The organism is Amycolatopsis sp. NPDC004772 (assembly GCF_053601215.1).
Genome location: NZ_JBSGBK010000134.1, coordinates 1 through 15,521 on the forward strand (window position 1 = coordinate 1; position 15,521 = coordinate 15,521).

Consider the following 15,521-nt stretch of genomic DNA (forward strand, 5'->3'; position numbering starts at 1 on the left):
CGGCTCTCTCACAGATCATGGGCTTCGACAACCACATGATCACCAGAGCGGGCCGTGCCTGCCTGCAACGACACGACTTTGCCGGAACCCTGCCCAGGGAGGGCGGGGCTCTGGCGAGGTCGGTCGCTGCTGCGTCGTGGACACGGGTCTGCCGGCTGGGTCTCCGCCCGGAGGTGCCGCTGACTTGGGCGGGTCGTCCGGTGAGCGGCTCCAGGTGCCCACCACCCCGAAGCCGTGATTGTCACTACGGCCGGTGGTACCGCGTCAAGGCGGGAAAGCGTGCCTTGACCCGGCACCACCGGCCGCGTGCTGGCTTCGGATCGGGGTGGCGGGGCGGGTCTGGGTGGGGTGCGGGTTCTGCGGGCCGCGCGTCGTTGGGAGTGGCGGGGCAGGTCTGGGTGGGGTGCGGGTTCTGCGGGCCGCGCGTCGTTGGGAGTGGCGGAGCCGGTCTGGGCGGGGTGCCGGTTTTGGCGTCCGCGTGCCGTTCGGGCCGGTGAGAAGCTGAAACAGCGCTCCGGCTTTGCCGGACCCGCCCACGCACTCCGACGTTGCCAGACCCGCCCACGCAGCTCCGGCTTTGCCGGAGCCGCCTACGCAGCAGATCCCGGCCAAGCCCGCCCCGCACCACGCGAGGCGGGCACCGACCACCGCCCTACCAGCGCGCCGGCCACACCACCTGCGCCGCACCCTGGCCGCGCCGTACCGGCTCGGCCGCCGCCAGCCAGCGGCCGTCTCGCAACCTCTCCACGCCCGTGGCCGCTCCGATCTCCGCCGGGGCCGTCGAGAAGCCCTGGCCCCTCGCCTTGAGCTCCGCCGTCTCCGGCTGGTCCAGGAAGGCCTGCTCCACCTGGGCCGCCGCCGCGTTGCGCTGGGAGGCGCGCGGGGCCGCGATCGCCTGCTCCAACGACAGCCCGCGGTCCACGCGGCCGAGGATCACCTGGAGGACCGTCGTGATGATCGATGCTCCGCCCGGCGAGCCCGTCGCGAAGAACGGGCGGCCGTGGTCGAGGACGATCGTCGGGGCCATCGAGGAGCGCGGGCGCTTGCCCGGGCCCGGGAGGTTCGGGTCCGGGACGCCCGGGGTCACCGGCGTGAACGAGAAGTCCGTCAGCTCGTTGTTCAGCAGGAACCCGCGGCCCGGCACCACGATGCCGCTGCCACCCTCCTGCTCGATCGTCAGCGTGTAGGCGACGACGTTGCCCCACTTGTCCGCCACCGTCAGGTGCGTCGTGTTCTCACCCTCGTACGGCGTCGGCGCCGCCGCGGAGCCGGCCGCGCACGGTGCCGGGTGCCGCGGGTCCGCCGGGGCGACCGGGCTGGTCGCCGCCTTGTCCTTCGAGATCAGGCAGGCGCGGCTGTCGGCGAAGCGCTGGCTCAGCAGCTCGCGCGCCGGGACGTCGATGAACGCCGGGTCGCCGATCCAGCGGTTGCGGTCGGCGAAGGCGAAGCGGGTCGACTCCAGGAAGTACTGCAGGTAGTCGGCCTTGCTGGCGTGCTTGAGGTCGAAGTTCTCGAGGATGTTGAGCGCCTCGCCGACCGTCAGCCCGCCCGAGGACGGCGCCGGCATGCCGTAGACGTCGAGACCCTCGTAACGCGCGTGCGTCGGGTCGCGCTCGATCACGTCGTACGCCGCCAGGTCGCCGGTCGTCAGCTTCCCGGGCCGGACGTTCAACGTCGACGCCGGGTCGACCGGCGGCTTCTGCACCGTCCTGGCGATGTCGGCGCCAATCGGGCCGCGGTACAGCGCGTTGACGCCGGACCGCTCCAGCTGCGCGTACGTCGCGGCCAGGTCGGGGTTCCGGAAGACCGTCCCCGGTGCCGGGGGCGCGCCACCCGGCAGGTACAGCGAGCGCGTCGACGGGAACGCCGAGAAGCGCGCCGCGTTGTTCGCGATCTGGGTCTGGAACGTCTGGTCGACGACGAAGCCGTCACGGGCCAGCTTCTCCGCGGGCTTCAGCGACTTCGCCAGCGAGCGCGTCCCCCACTTGCGCAGCGCCTCGGCCCAGGTCGCGGGCGTGCCCGGGACGCCGACGCTCAGGCCGCTGGTGACGGCGTCGGCGAACGGGAGCGGCTGGCCGTTCTCGACGAACAGGTTCTGGTCGGCGGTCTTCGGGGCGGTTTCGCGGCCGTCCAGGGTGTGCACGCGGCGGGTCTTGGCGTCGTAGTAGACGAAGAACCCGCCGCCGCCGACGCCGGCGGAGAACGGGTCGGTGACCCCGAGCGCGGCGGCGACCGCGACGGCCGCGTCGACGGCGTTCCCGCCGTCGCGCAGGACCTGCGTGCCGATCGCGGTGGCGTCGGCGTCGATGCTGGCCACGGCACCCCCGAAGCCGACGGCGACCGGCGACTTCGGCGTGGGGGTGGCGGCGGTGGCGGGCGCGGCGACGCCGGCGGTGAGCACGGCGGCGACGGCCAGGACGAGCGTGGTGCGGCTCCAGTGCGCGGGCATGCGGGCGAGTCTGCCCCTTGGTCAAGGCAGCTTCAAGCCGTCATCCGACTTATGCACGGTTCTCGGAATCCCTCCCGGCCGCAAGACTGGACCGAGGAGATCGCTCAGCGAACGTGGAGGGAAACCCGTGCGCCTGTCCGCCCTGCTCCCGTTGCTCTCCGCCCTGCCGATGTTCGTGCTCCCCGGCGTCGCCGCGGCCGCACCGGCACCGAACTGCTTCGACACCGCCGTCCCGCTGACCGTCGAAGAGCAGCGGCTGACCGCGACGATGCCGGCCGGCGGCCCCGCGGTCGGCCCCGAGCTGGTCCGGCTGGCCGGGCTCGACCCCTTCGTCGCCGACGTCCAGCACGACCTCTGCGCCGCGCGCACCCCGCGCCGGGCCGAGCGGGTCGTCACGCAGGCCGGCGCCCGGCTGTGGCGGACGGCGGTCGACCGCGCCCAGGGCCGCGCCCCCGGCCTCGGCACCCTCGACCGCTTCGACGACCGGCCGCTGTACTGGGCGCGGCTGCAGCTCAGCAGCGCGATCCGCCAGTGGCAGCCGCCCTTCGCGCTGCCGGCCTCGCAGCGGACGTCGCTGCTGGCGGCGTTCGACCGCGGATCGCGCGGCCTCGACGACGTCCGGTTCCCGCTCGGGAAGACGCGGCGGGTCATGGTGAGCGGCTTCGACCCGTTCCAGCTCGACGGCTCCGGCGTCCGGATCTCGAACCCGGCCGGGGCCTCGGCCCTGCAGCTGGACGGGCGGATCCTCAGCACGCCGTCGGGGCCGGCCGTGGTGCAGGCGGTGAACTTCCCGGTCGTGTGGGGTTACTTCGACGCGGGCATCGTCGAAGCGGCCTACGGCACGGCGTTGCGCGACCGCGCGCGACGGCCGGACGTGATCATGACGATCAGCCAGGGGCGTCCGGGCCGGTTCGACATCGAACGCTGGGCCGGCGCCTGGCGCGGTGGCTTCCCGGACAACAACAACGTGCCGGTCACCGGAGGGGTGCCGCCGGCCGCGGGCTGGCCGCAGCCGGACGTCCAGTTCATCGAGACGACCCTGCCGTACGACCGGATGCTGGCCGCCCCGGCCGGCGCCTACCCGGTGAACTTCAACCCGGCGTTCTGCGTCTGGCCGGACCCGGCCCACCCGGGCGCCGGAACCCCGGTGTGCCGCTCGGACGCCCCGGTCGCGGGCGAGATCGCAGCCTCCGGCGGGGGCGGGAACTACCTGTCGAACGAATCCATGTTCCGCAGCAACCGTGTCCGCCTCGGCCTGGGGCTGACGTCGGTGGCGGGCGGGCACCTGCACACGCCGGTGCTGGGCCAGCCGACGGCCCCGGACGCCCTGACCGACGCCGATTTCGAGGCCCGCCGCCAGGCGATCGCGGCCCAGGTCGTCACCTTGACGACGGCCGCCGCGGGCGGTGCCGGCAACGCTGCGCCGCCTGCGTCCACCGAATCGCCGCGGGTCGCGGTGGAATCGCTGCCCGGCACGGTGCTGCCGGGCTGAGCGCACTCCCGACTGACGGTTGTGCTCTACCTAGCCCCCATAGTAGAACTAGACCATGGCTCCGCGGATGACCCTGACCACCCAGCTCGTGCTGCGCGCGCTGCTCGCCGACCCGGCGCGGGAGATGTACGGGCTGGAGATCTGCGCCGCCGCCGAGCTGCCGAGCGGCACCATCCACCCCATCCTCGCCCGGCTCGAGGGCCTCGGCTGGCTGGAGAGCCGCTGGGAGGACGTCGATCCCCGTGAGGCCGGCCGGCCTCGCCGGCGCTTCTACCGCCTGAGCGGCGACGGCGTGACGTCCGCGCAGATCGCCCTCGCCCGTGCCGAAGCCTCGGCGGCCAAGCTCGCGCGGCTGCGCCCGGGGCTGGCCGGCGGTGCGCGATGAGACGCCGCCACCGGACCGCCCGGGACGCCGAAGACCTGGCCCTGGCGCGGCGCCTCGCGGACGTGCTCGAACAGGTGCAGCGCCAGGACAACAACGTCGCCGAGCTGGCCGAGGCGTGCCAGCTGGCCCGCGAGCTGTCGAAGAACCGGGCGCTGGCGTTCGCCCCGCAGCGCGAACTCACCCGCCGGCTGGCCGCCCAGCTCGACCTGGCCTACGACCTGGCCGTCTCCGAGGACTTCGACACCGCGGTGCACCTGGCGTGGGCCGCGGACGCCCAGGCCGTGGCCGCCCTGCTCGCGGACCGGACCCGGGAACGCGAAGAGTCCGTCATCGCGGCGCGGGAAGCGGTCGTGGCGACCCGGCGCGCCCGGGCGGAACTGCACAACCGGGTCGACGCCGCCCGCCAGTACGTCTCGCCGCTGGGGAGCGATCCGGTCGGGGAAGCCCGGGTCGCGGTCGCCAAGGTCATCCGGCGGCTGGCGCGCGGCACCGCGACGGCCGGGCGGCCGGGCCTGGTCTGCCGGAACCTGCTGGGCCTGGCGCTGCAGGTGCTGCCGCTCGCCGAGCGGCCCCGGTTCGCGGAGGAGTTCCGCGGTGAAGCGGCCGCCCTCCCCCGCGGCCAAGCCCGCTACGCGGCCCGGCAACTGCTGCACGCGTGGTCGCTGCGCCGGGCCCTGCGCCGCGCCCGGCCGGACCGGAGCCGATCGTGACGAGCCGCCCGGACAACGCCTACACCGCGCTCGTACGCCACGTCATCGACGACGGCGCCCGCACGTTCCGGACCGCCCTGCTCGTCCTCGTCCTGGCGCTGGCCGTGGTCGGCATCATCGTCAGCGTGGCGCTGACCTCGGGCGGCCTGGGAACGGCCGCGGTGGCGGCGACCGCGCTCATCGGCGGGGCCGCCCGCGCGCTCCGGCGGCGGTGACGGCTCACCCGTCACGCAAGCCACGTCGCAGCCGCCAAGCTCCAGCCACCAGCCGCAGTGCGTACGCCGCCCGCTGCCGGCCGGTCAGTTCGGCCAGCTCGGCGTGGAATTCCTCGGCGTAGCGACGCCGGTGCGCCGACGGGACCAGGGCCACGGCCGCCGCCACCAGGCGCCGGGTCGCCGGGCCCGCGACGGCGGCGTCCCGGGCGCTGGTGACGCAGCCGAGGAGCGCCCGCCCGAGCCGCCGGCCTTCGTCGTCGTCGAAGATCGCGAGTTCGCGGACGCGGGCCTGGGCGGCGACACCGAGGCGGTCGAGGGCCCGGACGCGCTCGCCGGTCCGGCTCGCCGCCAGGGCGACGTCGACGGCGTCGATGAGGGCGCGGGTGAGGACGACGTCGAGCGCGTCGTCGCGGAACCGGGGCACGTCGAGGGCGCAGGCGAGGTCGCGCGCCCGGCGGAGGTCGGCGACCGCGCTCATCCGCGATGCTCCACAGTGGACTCCTAGCTGGTGTGCTCGATGGCGATGCGCTGTCCCGGCTTGCCTTCGGTGTAGCGGATGATCCCGACCGTCTGCCGGTCCGGGAGGCCGCGCTCGGTGAAGCGGAGGTCCTCCTCGGCACCCGGAACCGACAGCGGACCGTGGAGGTTGCCCAGCTGGGTGCGGGCGGCCGTCGCGGCGGAGTACCGGCCCTTCGGCGCGGTCCGGTACGCCGTCACCATCGTGAGCAGGGCGTCGTGCAGGGAGATCGCGTCCGCGGCGGCGGCGCCGGCCGGGTCCGAGCCGGTGCCGGCGAACGCTTCCCGGTACCGCTGGTACCGCGGTGACGTCTCGCCGTCCGGGCCGGCCAGCGCCGACCAGCCGGCCGGGACGAACGCGGTGACCGACACCTTCCCGGCCGCGAGCTCGGCCCGCAGTTCGCGGCCGAGGTGCTCGTCGACGGATTCCGGGACGTACACCTCGACCGGGTCGGTGCACGACCGGGTGGCGACCGACGCCAGGAAGGCCGGGAGATCGGCCGTGCGCCCGGCGAAGAACACGGATTCGGCGCGGGTGGCGCAAATCCCCTGGGTGACGACCGCGAACCCGGCCGGCGACGCGTTCCCGGAGAGGTAGCTGAACGTTTCCAGCGGGCTCGACCGGCCGCCGAGCTGGTCGGCGATGTCCGCCCGCAGCGACCGCGCGTAGAGGTTGCCGGGGTCCGCGTCGGCGACCAGCACCCGCGGCCGCCACTGCGCCTGGGTGGCGACGTAGCGGCTCATCACCGCCACGAGCTGCCGGTTGGCGGGCCGCACCCGGACCACGCCCGGCAGGGTGGTGGCGTCGAAGTCGTCCGCGGTGGCGATCCCGGCGACCACGGGCAGGCCGCGTGCGCTCAGCGCGCGGACCGCGTCGAGGGTCGACGCCGAGCTGATCCCCAGTCCGATCACCCCCACCGGACCGCTCGTGGCCAGCTGCCCGACCACCGGTTCCCACGCGGCCCCCGACGCGCCGGTGTTGGCCAGCAGCAGCTTGACCCGCGGCTCGGCCCGGTTGGCCTCGACCTGGGCCGTGTACGCGCCTTCGAGCTGGTGCCGCATCGAGTCGACGGTGAGCGCGCCCGTGCCGGCCACCGGGAACGGGGCGAGGAACGCCACGGTGACCCCGGATCCGCCGACTCGCTGGTTCTCCTCGGCGATCCGGCGTTCGACCGCGGCCAGCTCCGGCCGGAACACGTAGCTGCCGTCGGTGACGCCGACGCACTCGTCGCCGAACGACACGCTGTTCGACGGTTGCAGCCCACGGGGACAAGGCCCGGACCACAGATCCCGGGTTAGGATCGCCACCGACGAGCCGGCGACGAGGACGGCCGTGGTCGCGACGGCCACCAGCCGGCGGCGCGTCCGGCGGCGGCGGGCCGTGCTCGCGTCGAGGAATTCCCGCGACAGCGCCGGCAGCGGCGGCTCGTCCGGTCCGGCCAGCTCGCCGGCGAGCGCCAGCCGGGTGCCCCGGTACAGCAGGCCGGGCCGCCGGTCCGCCTGCTGCCAGCGCTCTGCCGCGGCGGCCAGGCTCCGCCGGACCAGCAGCGACTGGCGGCCCTCCTCCAGCCACGCCCGCAGCCGTGGCCACGCCTGGAGGACGGCGCTGTGCGCGAGCCCGAGCGCGTCGCCGTCCACGACGACCAGCCCGGCCGCGACCAGGGCGTCCAACACCGGTTCGGCACCCGGCCCGAGGTCGTCGAGCAGGGTGTCCCGCGGAACCAGCCGGCGGGTGATGGCCGTTCCCTCGCCGACCGCCGCCATCCGCAGCACCAGCGTGCGCAACACCGCACGCCCCGGCTCGTCCAGCCCGGCGTGCACCTGCTCGGCCGAGGTCTCCACGGCCCGGGCCACCCGGCCGGACCGGGCGTACCCGGTGACCGTCAGCAGCCGCCCCCGGCGGTGCACCCACGTCTCGCGCAAGGCGTGCGCCAGCAGCGGCAGCACTTCGCCCTGCTGCAGGTCGAGCCCGTCGCCGCGGTCCGCCGCGAGGGCTTCGGCCTGGGCTTGGACGTCCTGGAGGACGATCGGCACCAGCCCGGCCTGCAGGGTCAGTCCCGCGGCCGCGGCCGGTGCCTGGACGGCCGTGCCGAGCTCGTCGCCCGAAAGCGGGCCCAGGAGGACCTGGTTGCGCTCCAGCGCTTCCCGCAAAGCCGGGAACGCCAGGCAGTGCCGGTAGAAATCGGCCCGCAGCCCCAGCAGCACCACGGCGTCGCCCAGCCCGCCGGTGAGGGCCGCGACGAAGCTCTCCCGGTCTTCCGGGTCGGCGCACTCGGTGAAGATCTCTTCGAACTGGTCGACGACCAGCAGCACCGGCGCCGTCCCGCGGTCGCCCAGCGCCGCGTACAGCGCGGACAGCGGGCGCGGGCCCGGCGTCATCAGCACCGGAGTCCGCTCCACGCCACCGAAGTCGCCGCCGGCGAGCCCCGCCGCGACCCCGGCGCGGATCAGCGACGACTTGCCCACGCCCGACGGCCCGACCAGGACCAGCGGCGGATCGCCCGGCTGTGCCTTGCCGATCCGGTCGAGCACTTCGCGGGTCTCACGGGTGCGGCCGAAGAACCAGGCCGTGTCGCCGACGTCGAACGCGGCCAGCCCGCGGTAGGGGCAGACGTCCGTGGCACCGGTCGCGGCGGCGGAGTCCTCGCGGCCGTCCTGGTCCGCACCGAGCCGGTACGCCGGGTTGGGTGCGAGCACGAACCCGTCGGCGACCTCGGTGGCGAGCCGGCGGGGACGGGGAAAGCCGCGCGCGAGCAGCATTTCGCGGAGGTAGGCGTGCACGTGCTGCAGCGTCAGGTCGCGGGGGCCGTCCGGATCGCCCTCGGTGAGCAGGCGGATCAGCTCCCCGCCGAACGCGGTGTGCCGCTCCCCGACCGGCGCCAGCGCGGCTTCGTTCGCCCCGGCCGCCGTCAGGACGTACCCGCCGTGGATCCGCGACAACCCGGTCGCCTCGGTGCCCGCCGCGTTCCCCAGCGTCGTGAACGCACGCCCGGAGTAGCAGCAGTCCAGGACGACGATCTTCACGCGCGCCGGGCTTTCCAGCACCGCGTTGCGCACCTGGGCGTAGGGCGCCGCGGTGTGCGCCAGGTACCCGGCGCGTCGGTCGGTCGCGGCCGTGGCCAAATAGAGGTCGCCGTCCAGCGAAACCAGCCCGTGGCCGCAGAAGTAGATCAGCAGCGCGTCTTCCGCGGCCGCGGTCTCTTCCGCGAGCGCCTCCCCGAACGCGAACGGCTGCGCCGGGTCGAGCAGGACCCGGACGTTGCCCGCCGCCATCCCGCACCGCTCGACCAGCACCGCCGCCAGGTCGGCGAGCGTCGTGCGCACGGCCGGGATCGCGTCCAGCCCGTCGGCGCCGGGGCTCCCGGTCGCGCACCCGGTCCCGATCAGGACCGCCCGGGCGCGGGCACCACGCAGGTCAGCCACGCCGCCTCGCCGTGGCCCGCCGGCCATTCCCGCTGTCACCCACGCAGAGCAGTATCTCTCCGCGGCCACCCCGCGTTACAGCATTCCGGCGCTCTCCCACCGGCTGCGCCCACAATGGGTGATACACCCACCCGAAATCGGATCCATCACGGAATTCCGTTCGCATTTCTGCCGCGGGAACCCGGTCGTACACTGGCCGGATGGGCGAGCAGGAGCAGCGGGCACTCGATTCCCTCTACGCGATCGACAATGTGGTGTCGATCGATATCACGATGCCGCCGGGCGACTGGGACGCCGTGCGCACCGAGCAGCCCGCCGGCGGGGTGTGCAACTTCGACTGGACCGGCGGGAGCCGTTACACCTGGCGGAAGGCGACCTCGGTCGAGGTCTCCGGGACGAAGTTCCCCGCGCGGACGTCGTTCGCCGACGTCGGGATCAAGAAGAAGTCCTTCTGCGGCTCGCTCAGCAGCAGCAAACCCTGCCTGCACCTCGACTTCGGGAAGTTCTCCGACGCGAACAAGGATCCGGTCCGGAAGCTGATCGGGTCGCGGTACCTGACGCTCAACAACTCCGTCCAGGACCTCTCCTACCTCCGGCAGCTGCTCGGCTACAAACTGTTCGAGCTCGCCGGTCTCCCCCATTCGCGCGGCAATTACGCTCAGGTGCGCGTGAACGGCGTGCCGATCGGGCAGGGCATCGCCGGGGTGAACGGTCCCGGTGTCTTCGTGAACGTCGAGCCGATCATGCCGCGGTACCTCGAGCGCAACTTCGGCAACCTGAACGGCAACCTCTACGAACTGGAGCACAAGGACGACTTCGTCGCCGCGCGGCTGCCGTTCATCGGCGTGGAATCGCTGTCGAAGTTCGACGACAAGGCCGACCTGCGGTTCGCCATCGACCACCTCGCCGCGCACGGGGTGGCCGGGGCCGCCGAGGTCTTCGACCTCGACCAGTTCGTCAAGATCTACGCGATGGAATTCTTCCTCAAGCACTGGGACGGCTATTCCCGCAACACCAACAACACCTACGTGTACAACGACGTGGACGCGGTCGCCCGGCCGGGCGTGGCCGACATCGACTTCAAGCTGATCCCGTGGGGCCTCGACCAGACCCTCCAGCCCGCCCGGCACTTCCGGCTCGACACCGCCGGGCTGCTCGCCAAGCTCGTGCGCGAAGACGCCGGACGGCGGGCGCAGGTCCTCGCCCAGGTCCGCGAGTACCGCGACACCGTCTTCGGCTTCCGGACCCACCGGGAGGTGCTGCAGCCGCAGCTCGACGGGATGGCGACGCTGCTGACCGGCCTCGGCGTGCCGGACGTGCCGGCGCAGCTCACCGCCGTGCGCAAGCAGCTGCGGCTGGCCACCTCGGCCGGCTACCTCTGCGGCGGCCTGCCCGGCGCCGACGGCGCGTACGTCCGCGAGGACGTCACCAACGAATGCCTGCACGCCAGCGGCAGCGAGACCATCCCGGCCACGACGGCGGAACCGGGCGGCGGCGAGGTCGTCCACCGGTGGCGGCCGGCGAACGTCGACGACACGGACCTGTGGTGCTTCGCCCCGCTCAGCGGCGGGCAGTCGATCGCGAGCAAGGCGACCGGCCGGTTCCTCCACGCGACCACCACGACGTCGAGCCAGGGCCACCAGCTGCTCTGCACGCGCGCGGCGGACAACGCAGCCCACGCCGAGGAGTTCTCGGTGACGCCGGTCGACCCGGTCGGTGATCCGTTCACGTCCAGCGGCTATTTCACGGTGACGAGCGTCCGGACCGGGCTGGGCGCGGCGTTCGGCACGGATCCCACGGCGGCCGGGAAACCGCGGGTCCACCAGGACCCCGGCCCGTCGAAACTGTACTTCTCCTGACTCAGAGAACCGCGTAGCCGCCGGCGTCGTCGACGATCAGGATCCGGCGGCGGCCGTCGATCGTGAACGACGTGACGCCTTCGGGTTTCGCGCTGCGGTGAAAGGTGATCCCGAGCAGCGCGGCGTGATCGTCGGCCCGGTTCCAGGTGGCGAGCCGGAACGGTGTGTCGCCGTGGCTGGTCGAACGGCCGAGCAGGAGCAGGAAATCGCCGGCCCCGGAAATGTCGCGGATCCCGCGCGTCACGGCCGGTTCGGGCAGCCGGACGGGGATCAGCTCCGGCGGCCCCAGCGACGCGGTCGTCCACCGGGCCCCGCCGACGTCGACGGGCACCCGGACCAGCGTGACCCGGCCCGGGTGCGCCGGGCCCCGCAGGCCGAACAGCAACGCGGTTCCGTCCCAAGCCAGGCCTTCCACATTGAGGCCGCCTTCATCCGGTGCCCGCCGCCCGGCGTCGGCCAGCGCGGGAACACGGTCGAGCAGCCAGTCCCGGAATCCGGCCATCGGCTCGGCGGGCAGGTCGCCGTGGGGGACGTACCGGACGCGCACCAGGCCGTCGCAGATCCGGCCCCCCTCCGCGATGCACAGCGAAGAAGCGACGACGAGCACGATTTCCCCGTGCACGTCGACCCGGGTGAGTCCTTCGGGATCACGCAGCATTCCCTTGCCCACCCCGGCCAGGGGCCGCCGGTGAATCCGTTCGACCGTGCCGACGGCGGAATCGAACGTCATTTCGAACAATGCGGTGGGGTCTTTGTTGTCGACGAAGACGAACTGCCGGGAACCCACCCGCACCACCCCGGAAGCGTTGTACGGCACGTCGCCGTTGCGCTCCGGGAAAGGGGTCGGCCGGACTTTCGCCATCCACCCAAAATACCGCCGATCAGCCCGATCCTTGCCCGATCAGCTGCGACGGATTCCGGGCCGGACGGCGCAGATAGGCTCGGATCTTCGCGATGTCGACGCGGTCCTTGGGGCGCAGCAGCTCCAATTTGTAGCGGAGCACATCACCCGGGCGCGCCCAGCGAAGTCCCCCGATGACCTCCGCACCGTCCATCAGTTCGCCGACGTCCCACTGGGGCGTGATCCACCCGGCGGAGAACTGGATCCGACCGCCGCAGAACTGCCAGACGGGGTCCCCGCTGTAGGCGCCCACCCCCGGCGTGCCGGTGCGCTTCGCCCAGGTCAAGACGTCGCCCCGGGCCACCACGTCCAGGTCGCGGATGGTCGTCCGCAGCCCGTGCGCCAGCAGGGGCGCGCTGCCGAAGACGACGAACTGATCGGGATCGAGGTCCAGCGCCACGAGTTCGCGGACCAGCCGGTTCCGGAAGAGCCGGTCCGCCTCAGGAGTGGTCGGCACGGCTGTTCCTTTGCGTCGGTTTGCGGAAGGGGCCACGCCCGAGCAGGCCGACCAATGCGGTGATGATCGCGGGCCGCTCCGCCGGTTTGCTGTTCCTCAGCGCGGCTTTGAACATCAGGAGCCGGACGACCTGGTGCACGATGGTCCCGAGCACCACCACGGCGAGCGCCCAGAAGCTCGAAGTGTGTTCCAGCATGGTGAGCACAGCCGGTCACCACGACGAGGTGGGGTGGCCGCCGGCGATCCGGCGCAGGGCATCGGCATCGGTGATGCGAAGCAGGAGCCGTCCGGTGTCGACCAGGCCGCTTTCCTTGAAGACGCGAACGATCTTCTTCGTCGCTTCCAGGGAGGAGCCGCTGAGCGAGGCCAGGTCCTTCTGGCTCAACCGGACGGTCGGGACGCCATCGACGATCTCGCAGATGTCGTTGCGGATGAGCTCGGTCAGGGCCTTGGCGATCCGCCGTTCCATCGCGAGGTCGGAATCCGAGATCTTCCGCGTCGCCTGCGCGAGCCGCTTGCGCACCGCCGCGTGCAGGGCTCGCTCGGCCCGGCGGTGCTGGTCGAGGAACTTCAGCAATTCGGCCGCGGGCACATGGAGCACCTCGACGTCACCCCAGGCGATCACGGTGGCCGAGCGCGGCTCGTCGTCGATGACGCCGAGTTCCCCGACTGTTTCCCCCGGTCCGCGGAACGCGATGATGCGAGCCGGCTGGCCGGACGTGACCTTCACGTGCCCCTTCCGGATCAGCAGCAGGAAGTCGCTGGCCTCGCCTTCCCGCATGAAGACGTGGCCGTCGCCGCGCCGGAGAACGCTGCCCACCCCTTCGAGGGTGTGGATCTCCTCCTCGTCCAGGAGCCATCTACTCTCGTCAACGGGTACTCCTGCCATGGATTGAGTGTACGAATACACCTTGATCGAGGCAAGAGGACCTAGATCAGGTCCAGCGGATCCAACTGGATGCGGATCGGTTCGGTGGCCTTCTTGGCATCGCGGCGCGCCGCGGCCGCGTGGATCGACGCCGCCAGGGCCTTGCCCTCCGCGCGGGACACGCGGACCAGCGCCCTCTCCCGCTCGGCGTTGCCCTCCTCGTCCAGCTCGCCGATCGGGACCGGGCCCAGGACTTCGCCGGACGGCGGCAGCGGGAGGTCCGCCAGGAGCGCCGCCACCGCGTCCGGGCCGCCCTCCACGCTCGCCATCCGCATCGCCGGGGGGAAGCCCAGCTCGCGGCGCTCCGCCAGCTCCTGGGCCGCGTGCCAGGCCGGGTCCCAGCGGACCAGGGCCTGGACCACCGGCAGGCCCGCCTCGGCCCCGACGATCACCCGGCCGCCCGAGGCCGCCGGACGGACCAGTGCCGCCGCCGCCATCCAGCGGCGCAGGGTCTCTTCGCCCGCGCGCAGGTCCTGACGGCCCAGCAGCGCCCAGCCGTCCAGCAGCAAGGCTGCGCCGTAGCCGCCTTCCGCCACCGGCTCCGCTCCCGGCGTGCACACCACGAGGGCCGGTTTGCCCGGCACCGACTCCAGGACCTCCGCCGCCCCCGACGTCCGGACCGGGACGCCCGGGAACGCGCGCCCGAGCTCTTCGGCCGTCCGCTTCGCGCCGACGATCACCGCGCGCAGCCGGACCGAGCCGCACGCCGTGCAGCGGAACGCCGTTTCGGGGACGCCGCACCAGCGGCACGCCGGGGGTTTCGGCTGCCCGTCGAGCGAGCCGCCGGGCAGGGCCAGCGGGCCCGCGCAGCGGCGGCAGTGCGCGGGTGTCCGGCAGTTTCCGCAGGCCAGACCGGGGACGTACCCGCGCCGCGGGACCTGGACCAGCGCCGGGAGGTCCGCGGCGAACGCCTGGCGGGCCGCCTCGAACGCCACCGCCGGCAGGCGGGCGACCCGGGCGGCCTCGTCGCGGGCGACGTCGAAGTCCTCGCCGACGGGCGTGACCCGCGGGGCCGCGGACCGCAGTGTCGTGCGGTCCGCCAGCACCGGGGCGGCCCAACCGGACTCGACGAGCAGCTGGGCTTCCGCCGTCCGGGCGAACCCGCCGACCAGCAGGGACGCCTTCGCCGCGTGCGCGCGGTCCATCAGGACGTCGCGGACGTGCGGGTACGGGGCGTGCTGGTCGAGGTGCAGGTCGTCGCCGTCGTCCCAGACCACGAACAGGCCGGGGTCGTGGACCGGCGCGAACATCGCCGCCCGCGTGCCGACGACCACCCGCACCGCGCCGCGCAGCACGGCCAGCCAGCGCCGGTACCGCTCGGCGGGCCCGAGCCCGGCGATCAGCGCGACCACGGCGTCCTCGCCCACGACGGCCGCGCAGGCCGCGTGCACCCGGGTCAGGTCCCGGTGGTCCGGCACCACCAGCACCGCGCCGCGCCCCTGAGCGGCGACCGTGCCGGCGGCCTCGGCGAGCCGGCGTGGCCAGTCTTCGCCCGGCAGGGCCTGCCAGACGGCGTTCGCGGGCTTCCCCTCCCCCAGGGCCTCCAGGAAGGCCGGGCCGCGCTGGTAGCGCGCCCAGGCCGCGGTGTCCGGCGGCTCGGGCGCGGCCGCGGGCGGCAGCGGCGGCTCGCCCTCGGCCTTGGCGTGCCGGGGCGGGAGCGCGAGCCGCAGGACGTCGGAGAGCGTGCCGCCGTAGCGGTCGGCGACCGCCCGGCAAACCGCGTGCAGCGACGGCGGCAGCACCGGCTCGGCCGACGTCACGCGGTCGAGGAAGGCCAGCTTGCTGCCGTAGTCGCTGGTCTCGCCGCGTTCGATCAGGTAGCCGTCGACGAGCTGCCCGGCGAACCGGACGCGGACGCGGCAGCCCGGCACGGCGGTCTCGTGCAGCTTCTCCGGCACCAGGTAGTCGAAGGTGCGGTCCAGGTGGGCCAGCGGGATGTCGACGACGACCCGCGCGACCGGCCGCTCGGGCGCGGGCGACTGGGCCCCCTTCGCCTTCTCCCCCGGCTTCGGCTTCTTCCGGGCGCGCGAGGGTGCCGCCCGGGGCGCGGGCGGCTGCTCCGGGAGGTCCCAGAGGGCTGCGGGCTCGGAACTGCTCACGCCCTGATCTCTACCAGACCCCACCGACACCCCTGCCGCCGCCGGTCGTGAGTGGTAACGCGGGTTCTAACCCGCGTTACCACTCAC

At 73.6% G+C, this 15,521-nt stretch carries 13 protein-coding genes; 5 read left to right on the forward strand and 8 right to left on the reverse strand.

Going from position 1 to position 15,521, the window contains the following annotated elements:
- Positions 1–652: 652 nt before the first annotated feature.
- A complete protein-coding gene (gene ggt, locus ACWEF6_RS40765) occupies positions 653–2,449 on the reverse strand; it encodes a gamma-glutamyltransferase (RefSeq protein ID WP_449687850.1) in 1,797 nt (598 codons plus the stop codon).
- A 127-nt stretch (positions 2,450–2,576) separates the two neighbouring features.
- Between ggt and ACWEF6_RS40770 the strand changes: the two genes are divergently transcribed.
- The 4 genes from ACWEF6_RS40770 to ACWEF6_RS40785 are packed head-to-tail and all read left to right on the forward strand — an operon-like array spanning position 2,577 to position 5,251.
- Positions 2,577–3,941, forward strand: coding sequence for a hypothetical protein (locus ACWEF6_RS40770; RefSeq protein ID WP_449687851.1), 1,365 nt, complete (start codon positions 2,577–2,579; stop codon positions 3,939–3,941).
- Positions 3,942–3,996: 55 nt separating this feature from the next.
- Positions 3,997–4,326, forward strand: coding sequence for a PadR family transcriptional regulator (locus ACWEF6_RS40775; protein ID WP_449687852.1), 330 nt, complete (start codon positions 3,997–3,999; stop codon positions 4,324–4,326).
- Entirely contained in the window at positions 4,323–5,036 is a 714-nt protein-coding gene (locus tag ACWEF6_RS40780; protein WP_449687853.1) for a hypothetical protein, read from the forward strand. The genes ACWEF6_RS40775 and ACWEF6_RS40780 overlap by 4 nt, the downstream gene beginning before the upstream one ends.
- Positions 5,033–5,251, forward strand: coding sequence for a hypothetical protein (locus ACWEF6_RS40785; RefSeq protein ID WP_449687854.1), 219 nt, complete (start codon positions 5,033–5,035; stop codon positions 5,249–5,251). Before ACWEF6_RS40780 ends, ACWEF6_RS40785 begins: the two co-directional genes overlap by 4 nt.
- A gap of 4 nt (positions 5,252–5,255) precedes the next feature.
- Here ACWEF6_RS40785 and ACWEF6_RS40790 read toward each other — a convergent pair whose 3' ends face one another.
- Positions 5,256–5,729, reverse strand: a complete 474-nt coding sequence (locus tag ACWEF6_RS40790; protein WP_449687855.1) for a hypothetical protein — start codon at positions 5,727–5,729, stop codon at positions 5,256–5,258.
- Between the two features lie 23 nt (positions 5,730–5,752).
- Entirely contained in the window at positions 5,753–9,190 is a 3,438-nt protein-coding gene (locus ACWEF6_RS40795) for a caspase, EACC1-associated type (RefSeq protein ID WP_449687856.1), read from the reverse strand.
- A gap of 200 nt (positions 9,191–9,390) precedes the next feature.
- On the opposite strand from ACWEF6_RS40795, the gene ACWEF6_RS40800 reads away from it, so the two are divergent.
- Positions 9,391–11,049, forward strand: coding sequence for a CotH kinase family protein (locus tag ACWEF6_RS40800; protein ID WP_449687857.1), 1,659 nt, complete (start codon positions 9,391–9,393; stop codon positions 11,047–11,049).
- A 1-nt stretch (position 11,050) separates the two neighbouring features.
- On the opposite strand, the gene ACWEF6_RS40805 is transcribed toward ACWEF6_RS40800, so the two are convergent.
- From ACWEF6_RS40805 to ACWEF6_RS40825, 5 genes are read right to left on the reverse strand one after another with little or no spacing between them, the layout of a single operon-like run.
- Positions 11,051–11,911: a DUF3616 domain-containing protein gene (locus ACWEF6_RS40805; RefSeq protein WP_449687858.1), complete on the reverse strand. Its 861-nt coding sequence runs from the start codon at positions 11,909–11,911 to the stop codon at positions 11,051–11,053.
- 19 nt (positions 11,912–11,930) lie between these two features.
- A complete protein-coding gene (locus tag ACWEF6_RS40810) occupies positions 11,931–12,407 on the reverse strand; it encodes a hypothetical protein (protein WP_449687859.1) in 477 nt (158 codons plus the stop codon).
- Positions 12,391–12,612: a hypothetical protein gene (locus ACWEF6_RS40815; RefSeq protein ID WP_449687860.1), complete on the reverse strand. Its 222-nt coding sequence runs from the start codon at positions 12,610–12,612 to the stop codon at positions 12,391–12,393. The genes ACWEF6_RS40810 and ACWEF6_RS40815 overlap by 17 nt, the downstream gene beginning before the upstream one ends.
- Before the next feature lie 6 nt (positions 12,613–12,618).
- The gene (locus ACWEF6_RS40820; protein WP_449687861.1) at positions 12,619–13,296 is read right to left on the reverse strand and encodes a Crp/Fnr family transcriptional regulator; all 678 of its coding nucleotides are present in this window, start codon (positions 13,294–13,296) and stop codon (positions 12,619–12,621) included.
- 41 nt (positions 13,297–13,337) lie between these two features.
- Entirely contained in the window at positions 13,338–15,434 is a 2,097-nt protein-coding gene (locus ACWEF6_RS40825; RefSeq protein WP_449687862.1) for a primosomal protein N', read from the reverse strand.
- Positions 15,435–15,521: the final 87 nt, after the last annotated feature.